Annotated in this window: 15 protein-coding genes; 2 read left to right on the top strand and 13 right to left on the bottom strand. The window is 42.6% G+C overall.

The features are described from left to right. Positions 1-106 precede the first annotated feature (106 nt). The 11 genes from D2910_RS14835 to D2910_RS14785 form a co-directional block, all read right to left on the bottom strand. Positions 107-403: a redoxin domain-containing protein gene (locus D2910_RS14835; RefSeq protein ID WP_233208657.1), complete on the bottom strand. Its 297-nt coding sequence runs from the start codon at positions 401-403 to the stop codon at positions 107-109. 199 nt (positions 404-602) lie between these two features. Continuing rightward, a complete protein-coding gene (locus tag D2910_RS14830; RefSeq protein ID WP_240633630.1) occupies positions 603-1,514 on the bottom strand; it encodes a hypothetical protein in 912 nt (303 codons plus the stop codon). Positions 1,515-1,721: 207 nt separating this feature from the next. Next, a complete protein-coding gene (gene ccsB / locus D2910_RS14825) occupies positions 1,722-2,906 on the bottom strand; it encodes a c-type cytochrome biogenesis protein CcsB (protein ID WP_101803394.1) in 1,185 nt (394 codons plus the stop codon). After that, entirely contained in the window at positions 2,903-4,543 is a 1,641-nt protein-coding gene (gene resB, locus D2910_RS14820) for a cytochrome c biogenesis protein ResB (RefSeq protein ID WP_101803393.1), read from the bottom strand. The genes ccsB and resB overlap by 4 nt, the downstream gene beginning before the upstream one ends. A gap of 13 nt (positions 4,544-4,556) precedes the next feature. Next, complete coding sequence (gene resA / locus D2910_RS14815) at positions 4,557-5,093, bottom strand: thiol-disulfide oxidoreductase ResA (RefSeq protein WP_101803392.1); 537 nt, start codon at positions 5,091-5,093, stop codon at positions 4,557-4,559. A gap of 42 nt (positions 5,094-5,135) precedes the next feature. After that, positions 5,136-5,843: a cytochrome c biogenesis CcdA family protein gene (locus tag D2910_RS14810; RefSeq protein ID WP_101803391.1), complete on the bottom strand. Its 708-nt coding sequence runs from the start codon at positions 5,841-5,843 to the stop codon at positions 5,136-5,138. 119 nt (positions 5,844-5,962) lie between these two features. Continuing rightward, positions 5,963-6,877 carry a COX15/CtaA family protein gene (locus tag D2910_RS14805; RefSeq protein ID WP_101803390.1) on the bottom strand — a complete coding sequence of 305 codons (915 nt, stop codon included), beginning with the start codon at positions 6,875-6,877 and terminating at the stop codon, positions 5,963-5,965. A gap of 139 nt (positions 6,878-7,016) precedes the next feature. Then, complete coding sequence (locus D2910_RS14800) at positions 7,017-7,457, bottom strand: disulfide oxidoreductase (RefSeq protein WP_101803389.1); 441 nt, start codon at positions 7,455-7,457, stop codon at positions 7,017-7,019. After that, on the bottom strand, positions 7,457-8,140 hold the full coding sequence (locus D2910_RS14795) for a DsbA family protein (protein WP_101803388.1): 684 nt from the start codon (positions 8,138-8,140) through the stop codon (positions 7,457-7,459). Before D2910_RS14795 ends, D2910_RS14800 begins: the two co-directional genes overlap by 1 nt. Positions 8,141-8,168: 28 nt before the next feature. Continuing rightward, positions 8,169-9,263: a copper resistance D family protein gene (locus tag D2910_RS14790; protein WP_101803387.1), complete on the bottom strand. Its 1,095-nt coding sequence runs from the start codon at positions 9,261-9,263 to the stop codon at positions 8,169-8,171. Next, positions 9,264-9,821, bottom strand: a complete 558-nt coding sequence (locus D2910_RS14785; protein WP_117314062.1) for a copper resistance CopC family protein — start codon at positions 9,819-9,821, stop codon at positions 9,264-9,266. 196 nt (positions 9,822-10,017) lie between these two features. Here D2910_RS14785 and D2910_RS14780 point away from each other — a divergent pair, with 196 nt between their 5' ends. Beyond that, positions 10,018-10,395 (top strand): ArsR/SmtB family transcription factor, encoded by a 378-nt coding sequence (locus tag D2910_RS14780; protein WP_101803385.1) that lies wholly within the window; start codon positions 10,018-10,020, stop codon positions 10,393-10,395. Beyond that, on the top strand, positions 10,392-12,500 hold the full coding sequence (locus D2910_RS14775; protein WP_117314061.1) for a heavy metal translocating P-type ATPase: 2,109 nt from the start codon (positions 10,392-10,394) through the stop codon (positions 12,498-12,500). The genes D2910_RS14780 and D2910_RS14775 overlap by 4 nt, the downstream gene beginning before the upstream one ends. Before the next feature lie 88 nt (positions 12,501-12,588). On the opposite strand, the gene D2910_RS14770 is transcribed toward D2910_RS14775, so the two are convergent. Next, positions 12,589-13,179, bottom strand: coding sequence for an SCO family protein (locus tag D2910_RS14770; RefSeq protein ID WP_338088708.1), 591 nt, complete (start codon positions 13,177-13,179; stop codon positions 12,589-12,591). A gap of 255 nt (positions 13,180-13,434) precedes the next feature. After that, positions 13,435-14,862, bottom strand: a complete 1,428-nt coding sequence (locus tag D2910_RS14765) for a murein hydrolase activator EnvC family protein (protein ID WP_117314060.1) — start codon at positions 14,860-14,862, stop codon at positions 13,435-13,437. Between the last annotated feature and the right edge of the window lie 307 nt (positions 14,863-15,169).

Below are 15,169 nucleotides of genomic sequence, written 5' to 3'. Positions count from 1 at the left end.
CACCTGCCATCACTATTTCTGTTAACCTATTCCATCCTCAAGAAAAATATTTTTTCTATTTTTCCCTTTGCATCAATTCTTCAAAAGCTCGGACCCCATAATGCTTTTAGGAATTCTCCTCGGAACAGCTCGGTTTTGTCTGTTCCATGTAGCTTGCAATATCCTGGTCGGACATTTCACCTGTAATGATTTTTATGATTTCCCCCTCTGAATTGGTCAAAATCATGATAGGAAGGGGGCAAATGTTGTGAGCTTCCATCACGCTTTTATCCTTATCGATGACAATGGGAAACGTCAGATTACGCTGTTCCGCATATTGCCTCACTTCATAATCCGATTGGGCAATGTTAACAGCCAGTATCTGCAAACCTTGGTCCTTGTATACTTGATACTGTTTGTCCACAGCAATTTAGTGTTCTCACCTGCTGGCACATGGATATTAATTGAATTAATTTCATAATTCCGAGCCCTTGCGGCTCTAAGGAGTTACAGGAACTCGAAAGACTTCGTAACGAATAGGAATTGATTGTTGACATCGGATGGCCAATTCATCAGTGTATAATCCAAAACCCGCTGAATTCGATACTTCAGCGGGTTTTGGATTATGGCTGCAAGTAGATTTCTGAATTCAAAATCATGGATTCAAAGAACAGGGAAGGCGAGGTTTCATTCCATTCGATGGAACTTAAATCTGCCGTCCGTTTTGTTATATAGCCATAGGCTAATTGTGTACGAGGATCGTCGGTCAATGGAAGTTTAACGAATGGCCCTTTAGGCGTCAACCAGTTTAACTGGGCCAGGCGGTTTTCAAGTGAAAACATGATCCACTCATCTTCCGCTTCTTCCGTTTCAAACAATGGTTCCTGTGCGACCATCATCCAGGTTTGGCTCTGATGTTTTGGCGGCAGCCAGTAATTTTTAGCTAAATCGCCTTCCTCTAAAGTGAATTCAGGGATTTCGTGTCGAAGTTCCTGTATCCATTCACCGTTTTCCAGCTGTAGATTACTTGAAACGAAGACATTCCCCTGCAGAATTTCTGTATTTTCTCTAGTAAAGACTCCATAAGGATTTGTTGTCGGGTCCGGGCCGTAGATTTCCTCGTCCAGGCTTGCCGCAGTTTCCGGATTCCATGACTTGAAGTCTGCCTCAGCCAGATTTTTGACATTCAAGGATAGCACGTATGGAATCCATCCGGTATTTTCAATTTCTTCAAAAATGAGAGATGTGCCGTTTTCAAGTGTCCGCTCGACAAGTCTATAAGTTCCGATATTCAAGCCAAGCAAAGATAAATCATAGACAGCCGTCTTATCACTGCCTTTTTCATTAACTGCTGGCTCGCTTAAGTTGATGAACATAGGCTTTTCAATTGCTAAGGTCACATCTTCATTCGAAAAAACTTCGATTTCATTTTGCAAAAACATGACGGCTGTAAAAATAAGCAGCACCATGAAAAATACGACAAATAATAAAATCACAAACTTTCTGAACACGTTTTTCACCTCGGTTTTCTGCATGGTTACTAGTTCTCGACTATAGCATGCGAAAGAAGAGAGAAACCTCCTTATATTTGAGCATTGAATGAACAAATATAAGGAGAGATTTCTGCTGCTTGATCACTTTCCTTTAAGAATTGCTCGTAAACCAATGAAAGCTTCTCGAACCGACCCCAAAGTCGTTCTTAACTCATAAATCACAGCAAAAAGAACTCTTAGGATGCCTTTTTATGCGTAGGAGTGCAATCCAGCAATGATTAAGTTGACAACTATTAAATTGAACATAATAATCGCAAAACCGATTACACCCAACCAGGCTGATTTTTCACCTTGCCATCCTTTCCCGAGACGTAAATGCAGATATGCTGCATAGAATAACCAAGTAACCAACGCCCAGACTTCTTTCGGATCCCACCCCCAGAATCGAGACCAGGTGATTTGGGCCCAAATCATCGCAAAGACCAGCGCCCCTAAAGTAAATATCGGAAAGCCGATAATCACTGCGCGGTAATTAATTTCATCCATCAATTGAATATTAACACTTTTCATTAGTGGTTGAATGAGCTGCACTATTCTCCGGCGGACAATCAATCTAATTAACACATATAAAACAGTTCCAACTAATAAAGACCAAGTGACGGTCGTCAGTTTACTAGCATCTACTAACGGTGGGGTTTCAGCTAGTGGTGTCATGGTGTCTTCTGTCAATGGAACCGATTCATTCATACCAAAAATAGGGGGCATGTTATAAATGATTGTGGCTTCTTGTCCATCTTTGTTGACATATTGAAAGGTGGTTTCATAATTTGTCAGGGTGAAGTAAGAACTTGAAATCACAAATCCAACTACTAGCACTAAAAAATACAGAATCCCTTCCAGCCAAAATCGCTGCTTTGACTTTTTCGACAAATCAACCACTTTAAGCAAGTAAATTAACCCCGCTGCTGCACTCATCGCCAATATCCCTTCCGCAATGACAACCGTGCTGACATGAATCGCCAGCCAGTTTGTTTGAAGCGCGGGAATCAAAGGACTGATCTCATTCGGGAACATGCTTGCATACGCAATAATCAGCAAGGCAACCGGCAATACAACCATTCCTAAAACGGGTGTTTTATAAAGGGAATAAAGAATGATGAATCCTCCTACAAGCGTCATGCCGAACGCTGTCGTAAATTCAAACATATTGCTGAGAGGTGCATGTCCAGACACCACCCAGCGGGTGAAAAAATAACCTAAATGTGCAAGAAAGCCGATCACGGTGATGGTAATCGCTACTTTTCCCCAGCGCTGTTCCGAGTTGAACGACCCTTTTTTATTGCCTTTAACAGCTCCTCCAAATACGAATGTGGCAATCAAATACGCAAAGAAAGCGATATACAGTAAATTCGAACTGATGGCGGTTAATGTCATGATTGCGGTTCACCTTCCTTTTCCGTTTCTTCCTGCTGGTCGGTATAAGCAGGGAGTGATGCATATGCAGAAACTTGATCGAGATCTTTCTTCAAGCCGAACCAGTTTTTGTTAGTATGTCCAGCAAGCAGAATGTCGCCGCTGTCGGTTTGTTGCAACCAGAAACGTCGGTGGTTAAAGTACATCCCCTGTGCTACCCCTATCATAAAAATCAAGCCTCCAAGACCCAGGATTGGGAGAGTGCTGTCTTTACGGACCGTCAATCCTGAAACGTTGCGCATCTCAGCGTTTTGAAAAGTCAATTTATATTGATTGGGTCCGAAAGGCTCGATGGTGTTTTGGATGGTGATGAAACTGGTTTCCCCTTGCGGCGTTGCTGGTGTGGTCATCTTCACAAGAAAACCTGGATTGTCTGGCAGCGGGCTTGCCGTTTGCGGCTCACCGTTTTCAAATCCGGAGAAATTCGGATAATAACCGAGCAGTTTTACTGTCGATCCATTCTTCAATTCGTAGCTTTCATTTGGATCGATCAAATCAATGGTCAACTCACCCAGCGATTCCTCCGTTTCTTGGTCTGTCAGCGCGAACGTCATGGTTTTTAGTTCATTCAGTTTGTAATCCATTTGATATATGGCATAGCCATCAAACTTTAATGGCTGGTTTACACGGATAGGATACTCCTTGACAACTTCCAAGTTATCAGTTTCCCCTGGCAAACTGTTATTCGGCGCTTGATACAGCACGATATCTGTCTGGTAGTTTTTCGCGACCGTTCCCACACGGTCGAGGGCTTCACCGAATCTGGCTTCTTCGCCTTCACCCGTATACGTTTCCAGTGCAAACTTTACATTTTCCAAGCTGTATCCCGGCACTTCGGGAATGGCTCGTGTTTCCCCTTCCCGGATCCATAGTGTTTCATCGACATAAAAACCGGGGATCATCCGCAACATGACGCCGACGAGAAAAATGATCAAACCGATATGATTGACATATGGTCCCCATCTGGAGAAACGCCCTTTTTCTGCTAAAAGCCCGTTTTTATCCGTTCGGACTTTGTACTTCAATTCCTTCAATTTTGCCTCGGTTTTTTGCAGTGTATCGTCAGCTCCAGGCCCCTGCGCATAGACGCGCTGTTTTTCCATAAAGCTGGGATGGCGCAGAACTCGTTGATTTTTCAACGAGTTATAAAGAGGAACAAAACGGTCTAAGCTGGCAATCACCAACGAAATCGCCAACATCCCGACTAATGCGATAAACCAATAGGAACTGTATAAGTCGTGAAAACCGAGAAAATGATAGACGCGGCCAACGCTGCCATAAGTATCGGCATAATATGCTTTGATAGTCGCTTCTGTATTTGCTGGAACAAAAGCTTGTTGCGGGAGGATTGTGCCAAGGGCCGCTGCAACCAGCAGGATAACAATAATACTGACGCCCACTTTCACGCTTGAAAAGAAGTTCCAGATTTTGTCGATGATGGATTTGTTATAGGTTTGTGAACGTCTAGCCGTTCCTTCATAGCGCATATCCACCAATTTGCTGTTTTGTTCTTTATCAGTCAAAGACCGCCCGCACGATTCGCAAAGCTTTGTACCCAGCGGATTTACATGACCACATTGGCACTGCAAGTTTTCCATCCTAAAAATCTCCTTATTCGGGTTTGATTTCTTCCATGTAGCTGACAATATCCTCTTCAGACATCTCCCCGGTAATGATTTTCGTTATCTTCCCTTCGGGATTAACCAGAATCGTAGTAGGAAGAGGGCGAATGTTGTAAGCTTCCATCACGCTTTTATCCTTATCGATGACAATGGGAAACGTCAGATTCCGCTGTTCCGCATATTGCCTTACTTCATAATCCGACTGAGCAATGTTGACGGCCAGTATCTGTACACCTTGATCTTTGTAAACTTGATACTGTCTGTCCATCAGTGGAAACTCTTTCTCACACGGTTTGCACCAAGTCCCCCAAAAGTTCACAAACACCCCTTGGCCTTTATAATCAGACAGCTGATGCCGATCCCCGTTCAAATCAGTCAGTGCAAAATCTGGTGCCTGATCGCCAACTTGCAGCAATTCATTTTTCTCCTTTATCACCCCGTTATAGATGGTAAAAGCAATAGCGCCTACCATGACAAGCAGAATGGCTGTCCTCATGAATAAACGATTCTTCTTTTTTGTAGCCATGTATTCGAAACCTCCTTTTTCTTAATTAATCTTGCTGATTTATTAGAACCCAGTGAATCCACCCGTAAACTGCGATAGGAAATTAATAATTTCAGTCATCATATCAAAGTAGAGTAAAACACCCATTAGAATCATCAGTGCCCCGCCAACTGACATGAAAAGAGCACTTCTTTTCTTTAAGAAGCTCATTTTCTCAATAAATAATGACATCAGGAGAAAAGGGATCGAAAACCCGAGGACATAAAATAGCATGTAGAGAAGTCCCCGGTCCGGATCTGCGACACCTAGCGCAATCACGCCCGCCAGTATGGGACCGGTACACGGCGTCCATCCAGCTGCGAAACCGATGCCGATCAAGACAGAACCCACGTATCCGGATGGCCTTTTCTGAAATTGAAACTTCTTATCCGAAAGCAGAAAATCGAATTTTAAAATCCCGGTTAAGACCAAACCGAAAAACACCATCAAAATGGCGCCAAGCTGTCGTAAAAGGACTTGATATTCCAAGAAAAAGTTTCCAATAAGTGACGTTGACAAGCCCAATGCTAAAAAAATGATGGAAAACCCGAATAAAAATAAAATAGTGTGAATCAAAGCCGTGCTCCTCATCATTCCCTTTCCAGCTTTTAGGTCATTGACTGACACCCCGGTAATATAGGATAGAAAAGCCGGGTACAAGGGAAGGGAACAAGGAGAGATGAACGATAAAAGTCCTGCGCCGAAAGCGAGGAGTAAACTGACTTCTGCCATGCGGACACCTCCAGTGTATTAATTGTGCCTATCGTTCCACATTGAGCTGGATAGGATTGATGACGGTGCCGAAACGTATGCTCTACTGTTACTTGCAAATAAATATGTTAATTGCACTCTTAAATTCCGTCCGCCGCTAACTTAGCTATATAATAGGGACCAAAATAAGATTTTGAAAGTAGATATGCCCCTTGAAACACGGTTACAATGACAATAATCATATGCAAAGAAGAAGTCCATTCTTCAAGTCCTGAGATTTGTGTTAAGTAGCCTGTTACCCCATTTAAAACCAGGAGCACAAAAAATGAAACCGACTCTTTAACAAGTACTCGGCGACGGACGGACCAGAACAGCAAATACGCTGCGCTAATCAGGATGATTGCATTGCTTATTCCATGGACATTGTAAATGAATTGCGAGAGGGAAGCCGAACTTATCAGTAATTCGTTGGCAGCGATGTTGTGCAAAATTTTGCTGGCTCCACTGTGTTTGAAGAAAGCTCCTACAATGATTTCCAGGAAAAACAGACTGAACGCCAAAAACGCCGGTGTAATTAGGATGCGATAGCGGCTGTTTTCTGCTCGGGCTTTTTCATCTGAGCGGATGCGCGTACGCTGTAACGCTGTTGTTAAAAAAACAGTGCTCATTAACAGAAACAGACTGATGGTCACGTCTATTGTGGTAAAACCGGGTGGCGTTCCCCACACTACATTCAGCGCGCCAACCAGTGACTGGACTAGCAGTAGGATCATTGTGAGTAGCGCCCATACTTTAACTGAAGATTCTTTTGGGTGTCTTCTTTTCCATGCAACTATAAAATTAAGCAGGATTACGAAACCCAATAAGCTGGTAAATACGCGATGGGAATATTCAATCAGTACTTTATATTGGGTAAAATCGGGAATAATTTTTCCGTTGCATATCGGCCAGTCTGTTCCACATGCATCACCAGCATTTGTTGCCACAACTAAATTCCCTAAAATTAGGGCGAATACGGTCATGTAAGCCGTATATAAAGCAAAACGGTGTCTCATATCTCTCCTCCAAGCAGTAAATTGTACTTTTCCTGCCTCCTTCCATATTAACCCTAGGATATTTTTTTATAAGTTTGGCTAATCGTCCCTTGTTCACCAACACAGTTAAACGAAACAATGATTTAAAGCAATTGAAAAATCAAGCATCTGTTTTTTTAAGCGCCAGTATCAGCATAGCAATCGTGATTAATACAAACGCAATCAGAGCCAAAAATGGAATAGTAATGAAACCCATCCAGTTGATATATTCGGAACTGCACGGAACGCCATTAACACAAGGTTTGATCCCTCCAAATCCAGGGACCTTTTGTTCCAAATAATGCAGGACAGAGATACTTCCCCCTAAAAGAGACAAAGGCAAAACATATCGCGGCACTTGCAAATCGTTTTTAAATGTGGCGATACCTAGAATTAAAACTAATGGATACATGGAAATCCGTTGATACCAACAAAGTTCACAAGGGATAAAGCCCTCGATTTCACTGAAATACAGACTGCCAAGCATGGCAATCAGTGAGACAAACCATGCCCCGTAAAGCAACAGACTACTTATTCGAGATTCCGTCTGTGTTTCTTCCATTATTCTTCACCCGCCAATTCCTGCTCAATTAAGGCTTTTATGGCGTCGTAGTCGAACGGATCTTCGAGTTGTTGACCATTGATCACAATGGTGGGGGTTTGAGTAACTCCAGCTTCCTCCACTAACGCTTCATCCGCTTCAAGTTCTTCTTGCTGCGCAACTTGTTTCATGTCTTCTTGCAGCTGTGTTTGATCAATGGCAGGAAATGCAGATGCCACTTCCAACACTTTTTCTGGCGTGATCCAAGCGGCGTCATGGTCCACGACCGGTTGTGCTTCGTATAATGCTTTATGGAACTCCCAATATGCTTCCGGACTATGCTCGAAAACAGATTCCGCAGCCAAAGAACCTAAAATTGATTCATTTCCGTGGAAGAAGACGTTGATATAAGCAAATTTCACTTCTCCTGTATTGACATAGTCCTCTACTAGTTGGGGATAAACTGTTTCTCCCCAAGCTTTGCAGGATGGACATTTAAAGTCGCCAAATTCAACAACAGTCACAGGTGCATCACTTTCACCAAGAGTTGGCTGGCTGCTTATATCAATCTGCGCTGTTTCCAAAGCTGGTGTTTCTTGCTGATTCATTACAACTACGATTACAGCAATAATTCCTAAAACTAAAACGGTCGCCAGAACCGCCAATTTCATCCCTGATGTCTTGTTATTATTTTTCTTTTCCATTTTCATCCTCTTTTCTGTAGTTGGTTACTTATTGAATGCTCGTCATTAAACCTACATGGAACGCTAAAACACAGAATAACCCCATCAACACCGAAAGATAGGCAGGCGCTTTTTGCTTAAAACAATAAATGACAAGCGCACCGAAAGCAAACCCCAGCATCAAAAAAAACAGTCCCAGCAAATTGAAATCGAATTGCAGGTGCATGGCAGGATCAATTGGACCTCCATGTAAATATTCAAAAAGCTTAGATGCCCCGTTCCCTTTCAAATATGCTTCGATAGAGTGAGGAGGCTCTTGTTGGCCCAATACTCCTGTTGCTGCAAAGATAAAGAGAAGGGTCAGGCTTTCCGCTTTTGCCCATGGTATTGGATTTATTTCGTCACCACGCTGCAACTTCCGTCTGATTAGGATACCGTTTATAAAAGCAAACAGCAAAAGTGGGATGACCAACAAATGTTTAATCAAAATTGCTTGACCATAAGGCATCATCCAAGCATCCTGGTACTCCACTACCTCAACGGCCAATGTCATAATGAAAATTCCGCTTGCGCCGATGACCGTCAGGCAAATAAGAGCGACTGGTGTAAACCACTTAAGAAACGGCAGCCAGTTCTGGGACGAAATTGAAAACCAACTCACTGTAAGCAGAATTCCCATCCACACAGTCACGGCTGTAAAATGCAATGTATGAAAAACAAACCCACTCCAGTCTGTTAAGGAAGCGGCATGGCTTCCCCATCCCAAAGCCATAAGAAGTCCTAAAGTGAAAAGAAGAGAGATTCCGATGAAACCTTTCTTTTCAAATACAGGAGTAACAGATATAAAAAGATAGAAGAAGATTGAAAGAATCAACGTGATCGACCAGGCTTGTCCTACCTCGAACTCCCCGATGACATTTTGAATGGTCAGCATTAATCCTATATCTTCATATAAAAATAAAATCAGTCGGATGACAGGCGCCACTGACAAGAAAACGATTCCCAAAATGGAAATCTGCAGAACACGTTTGCTGATTTTCAGTTCCGGTTTCTGGTGGTCAGGAACCAGGTGAATCAGCAAAGAACCCATTAAAATCGAAAAACAAAGGTAGAGAAGCATTTCGGTTGTATAAATCCAAATCATTTAATTCCCTCTTCTCTTCGCTGCCCACATCAATGTCCCCCCGGCAATCACCGCCAATACCATTAGCACAATCACCATCACATACGGCGCTTCAGAGGACTCTTCTTGATCAATTGACTGTTCCTCAAACAGAGACGTAGTTTCTTTCACCGGATCTTCAGAGCCAGACTCTACTGTCTCCTCATTCTCTTCCGCAGGAAACGTTTCTTCCGCCGTCTTCACCGTAAAAGCATATGCCCCTTCAATCGGATGTCCGTCAGCTCCAATGATTTTCCAGTTAACGGTATACTCACCATCTGCCATGGCAGCCCCTAGTGTTCCGATCATTTTTTGTTCCTCAAGCGTAATGCCAAAAGGAATTTCCTCTCCTTCAGCATTTTCTACTGTAAAAGAGCTCGCTTCCTCCAGAGGGGTGTTGAATTCCAGTATAATTTCTCGCGGTTCCTCAGTCATTACCTCTCCGTCAGCGGGTGAACTCGCTTCCAATGCTGTGTGGGCGGAAACGACAGTAGACGATAGCAATAAAACAAATAGCGTTAACAATAGGATTTTCTTCATTTTCGTACTCCCTTCTCTAATGATTACGCACCAGACTATAACGTCATTCAATGTTCACAGTAATTTCTTTGCCTCATTCATTTTAACAAGTATCGATTAACATTAAAACAATGCTTTGAATATTAGAATTGACAAAGCAATGAATTTTTCCTACACTGAATATAATCAAATGACCATTTGAATGAGGTGGATACTAATGAATGAAATTGAAATTAATAAGTCTCCAGAAACTTGCCAAACCTTTTGTTATGACGAAGAAGTAATTGAAAGAGTTCAGCCTAAACTTGTCGGTATTCGAGGGGCAGAACTAATTTTCAAGGCCCTTTCCGATGCAACACGTTTAAAAATCGCTTACGCGCTAACACTGGAACCGGAACTATGTGTGTGCGATGTAGCAAATATTTTGGGAACGACCACCGCTACTGCTTCTCATCATCTTCGCTACTTGCGGAATATGGGGTTGGCGGACTATGAGAAGAGAGGCAAGCTGGTTTTCTATTCGCTTACCGACGAACACGTACATCAATTAGTCCGAATTGCATTTGAACACGCTGAGGAGGATCGGTACAAATGAGCGAAAATCAAAATGTTTATCAACTGCAAAACCTGTCCTGTACAAACTGTGCCGCTAAATTCGAAAAAAACATCCGTGAAATTCCGACAGTCGAAGATGTAAAACTGAACTTTGGTGCTTCAAAAATCACAGTTGCCGGTGAAGCTTCAATCGAACAATTGGAACGAGCAGGATCTTTCGACGGCATTCGGGTGTATCCCGAAAAACAACGAATTATCGAAAAAAAAGACCCTTTTTGGAAAAAGAGAGAAAATCAAACAACATTCGTTTCGCTTCTTTTTCTCATATTCGGATATATTTCTTCCGTTCAAGTTGGTGAAGAGCATGCAATGACCATCGGACTTTTCGCTTTGGCGATTCTAATTGGAGGCTTCAGCCTTTTTAAAGAAGGGTTCAAAAATCTGGCAACACTCCAATTCGACATGACCACGTTGATGACTATCGCCGTGATCGGGGCAGCCGCAATTGGCGAATGGGGCGAAGGTGCAGTAGTTGTTTTTTTGTTTGCCATCAGCGAAGCTTTGGAAACATATTCGATGGACAAGGCAAGGAATTCTATCCGCTCACTCATGGACATCGCCCCCAATACAGCCATCATTAGACGCGGGGCACAAGAATTGGAAGTTGATGTGGACGATATTCAAATCGGCGACATTATGGTCATCAAACCCGGCCAGAAACTGGCGATGGATGGAGAAGTGGCCAAAGGCGCTTCCTCGATCAATCAAGCAGCCATCACCGGGGAGTCCGTTCCTGTCCATAAAGCAATCGGCGATGAAGTGTTTGCCGGCACGCTCAATGAAGAAGGCGCATTGGAAGTACGGGTAACGAAAAAATCTGAAGATACTACTATCGCCAAGATTATTCATTTAGTGGAGGAAGCACAGGCAGAACGTGCACCTTCCCAACAATTCGTGGATAAATTCGCAAAATATTATACACCTGCTATATTAGTAATTTCGATGTTGGTTGCCGTGCTCCCTCCTCTTCTTTTTGGCGGTGAATGGAGTGAATGGATTTACCGTGGTCTTGCGGTGTTGGTAGTAGGCTGCCCTTGTGCTCTCGTCATTTCGACGCCTGTAGCGATTGTAACAGCGATCGGAAATGCTGCAAGAAATGGTGTTTTGATCAAAGGCGGCATTCATTTGGAAGAAACCGGCCGTTTAAATGTCATTGCTTTTGATAAAACCGGGACACTTACACAAGGAACACCTGAAGTCACTGACATCATCTCCTTGTCGGATATGAGTGTTGATGAAGTTTTGGAAACCGCAGCATCTATCGAAAAATTGTCTCAGCACCCCTTAGCTTCTGCTATCTTGCGCAAAGCAGAAAAATCCAATATCAATTTAACCGAAGTGGAGAATTTCCAATCGATTACCGGAAAAGGTGCAAAAGCAGAGATTCATAATCAAACTTACTATATCGGCAGTCCGAATCTTTTTACAGAAACCTTGAAGATGTCCAGTGACATTCAAAAAGAAGTGGAAGCTCTTCAGGCTGTCGGCAAAACAGTTATGCTGTTGGGATCAAGAGATGAAGTTAAGGGCTATATTGCAGTAGCAGACCAAATCAGGTCAAGCAGTTCCACAATCATTCAAAAACTTTACGATTTGGGTATTCAAAAGACAGTCATGTTGACAGGCGACAATCAACTTGCTGCAAACGCCATCGGAAAACAGCTCAATTTAACAGATGTCAAATCAGATTTGATGCCGGAAGATAAATTGGCAACCATCAAATCACTCCGTGAGCAGTTCGGCAAAGTCGCGATGGTCGGTGATGGAGTGAATGACGCCCCTGCATTAGCTAGTTCTACGGTAGGCATTGCCATGGGAGGCGCCGGCACGGATACAGCACTCGAAACCGCTGATATTGCCCTTATGGCAGATGACTTGAATAAACTGCCTTACACCATCGGCCTCAGCAGAAAAACATTGAAAATTATTTATCAGAACGTTGCCTTTGCATTAGGGTTAAAAGTACTGGCATTATTGTTAATCATTCCAGGCTGGCTGACACTTTGGATGGCCATCTTTGCGGACATGGGAGCTACGTTAATCGTCGTGCTCAATTCCCTTCGCCTGATGAAAAGCAGATATTAACCTAAGCCGAGTGAAATTTTTTTGAAGTTCACAATAACATGAATGAAAAGCCGCCGATTCGCGTATCACTGAATCGGCGGCTTTTATATTACTCATCAATCAAATTTTCAAGGTCTTTACGTATCTCTTCCACCGGTACATCTTTAAAACCGTCGTAATTGTTTGTTACTTTTCCTTCCCGGTCAATCAAATAAAAAGACGTTCCATGGATAACTTGGTTGCTGTTAGGATCCTTTTTGACAAATGACTCGAAATTTTCACTGGCAAATTCCGTTATTTGTTCCGGTGTATACCCCGTCAGCATGTGCCATTTCGATTCATCCGGAACCGAGAATTGTGTCAAATATTCCTTCAGTTTTTCGGGCGTGTCTACGGTAGGATCTACGCTGAAGGCGACAATTTTGTAATCTTCAATACCACTAGCCTTCAATTCTTCTTGGATCTCGGTCATATTGAACATCATCGGCGGGCAAACCGTCTCACAACTAGTGAAAGCGAACGTGGCAATCCAAGGCGTTCCTTTTAACTTTTCCATAGATATCGTTTCATTTCGATGATCGGTATATGAAAAATCCTTAACCCCAGAGCTGCCGCACGCAGAGAGAATCAATATTGCACTCAATCCTATTACTGCCAGAAAAAAAAACCTCAACTCAGTTCCCCCATTCGTCTGTCTCACTTCATCTTATGGAAAAGACCATTTCATTACAACAGATGCAAAGGTGATATTGTTACAAATACTTGAAGATTATATATCTTTAAGCGAGTGAACTTTATAGATATAGCCACTGCATTTATACTCGTCCAATACGCAGAGAAGAGAGTAATTGTACAATCGGAAATTCAGCTTCCCGGATAACTTAAATACCTTTACTTTTCAATCAGTTAATCAAAATAAAAGCCGGCACCTCGAAGGTTGCCGACTTTTTATAAATTATCCACCGATGTAATTAAAAGGGTTTACAGCATTTGAACGTGCGCCGTTCCACGATCCAATGTGGATTTCGAAATGAAGATGCGGACCTGTAGATCGCCCTGTGTTTCCGGATGCCGCAATTTTTTGTCCTTGAGAAACGGATTGTCCCTGAGAAACACTGATGGAGTTCAAGTGAGCATAAACAGTTGTAAACGTTTGGCCATTGATCGAATGGGTCAGCATGACGACATTCCCGTATGTTCCCATTGGTCCTGCATACGATACGTAACCTGAAGCAGATGCTGAGACTTGTGTTCCAGTTGGAACCGCCGCATCTATACCTTTATGGCTCTCTAGACCAGCTCCAATATTCCGTCCGCCAAAACTGGACGTCAGGCGACCAGTTAAAGGTGCAATGAACCCAGAATTACTTGCCGGTGCCGTATAAGAAGCTACAGCAGAGCTCGTTGATTTTTGTGGAGCTGCTTTTTGAGCAGTTGATTTCTGGCTTTCAGATTTCTCACTAGCTATTTTTTCTTGAGCTGCTTTTTCTTGAGCCGCTTTTTCTTGAGCTGCTTTTTGTGCAGCTGCCGCTCTTTCTGCCGCTGCTGCCCTTTCTGCTGCTAACTTGCGTTGTCGCTCTTCTTCAGCTTTCCTGGCTAATTCAGCGAGACGCGCTTGCTCTTTGCTAATTTCTTTTTCCAATTCTGCACTGATATCTACAGTTTCGGCCTGTTCACTTTCCAGACTTGTTTTTTCTTTAGCCAAACGGGTTTGTTCAGCTTCTAACTCTTTTTGCAGACCCGCCTGCTCTTTCTTCTGGCCATTAAGAGATTCTTTTAATGTCACAAGTTCTGACCGGCGTTTTTCCTGCTCAGCAAGCTTGGTTTCCACTTCTGCCTTTTGTTCCGACAGCAACTGCTTGTCATCTGCTTGTTCTTGCATGATTTCCCGGTCTGCTTCAATTAAGGTGTTAACCGCCGAAAAGCGATCGATAAAATCAATAAAACTGTTTGCGCCCAGTAAAACGTCTATATAGTCAACGGATCCGCCGCTCAACTGAATGGCACGGGCACGCTCCTGCAGCAACTCTGTCCGCTCAGCAATTTTGCGTTCCAGTTCCCCAATTGAACCTTTCAATTCCTCAATTTCCACTTTCGTTTGATCAATTTCAAGTTGGACACCATTAACTTTGCCTTCTGTTTCTTGTATTTTAGTACTTAACTCTGTAATTTTAGCCATAATTTTTTCTAAATCAGACTGATTTATGCTGATTTCATTCGATTTTTCCTGAATTCCGGAATTCAATTCGTTTTGTCTTTGTTCAATTTCCTGTTTCTTTTGTTCAAGTTCAGTCAGTTTATCCGCGTTGGCTGCCGGCACTAAAATCGACAAAGCCAAGACTGACGATAAACCCGTCATTATTATTTTTGATTTCAAGTTCATATTCCCCTCTCAGTTTTCATCTCTATCTCTCTATTCAAACTTCTCTATTTGTATACTTTAGAATAACAATATTCCGCACTAAGGTTCGCTTAATTTGATAGTTTCGTTAAAATTCAACTATTGTATTGTAACACTTGAAACGCTGTGCTCTATTACAATAACTTTACAATTTGACTTTGATATTGAAATTATTTTGGATATAATATCCATTTACTTGCGAATGCAGTTCTCTTCCTCCTAATTCTCAAGTTTCGTCTATTAGCCAGACATCACATTCCCCAAAATAAAAGCCCGAATATGCAGATGC

Origin of the sequence: Planomicrobium okeanokoites, from assembly GCF_003428875.1 — a bacterium.
Classification (GTDB): domain Bacteria; phylum Bacillota; class Bacilli; order Bacillales_A; family Planococcaceae; genus Planococcus; species Planococcus okeanokoites.
This window is presented reverse-complemented; position numbering and strand designations above follow the sequence as displayed.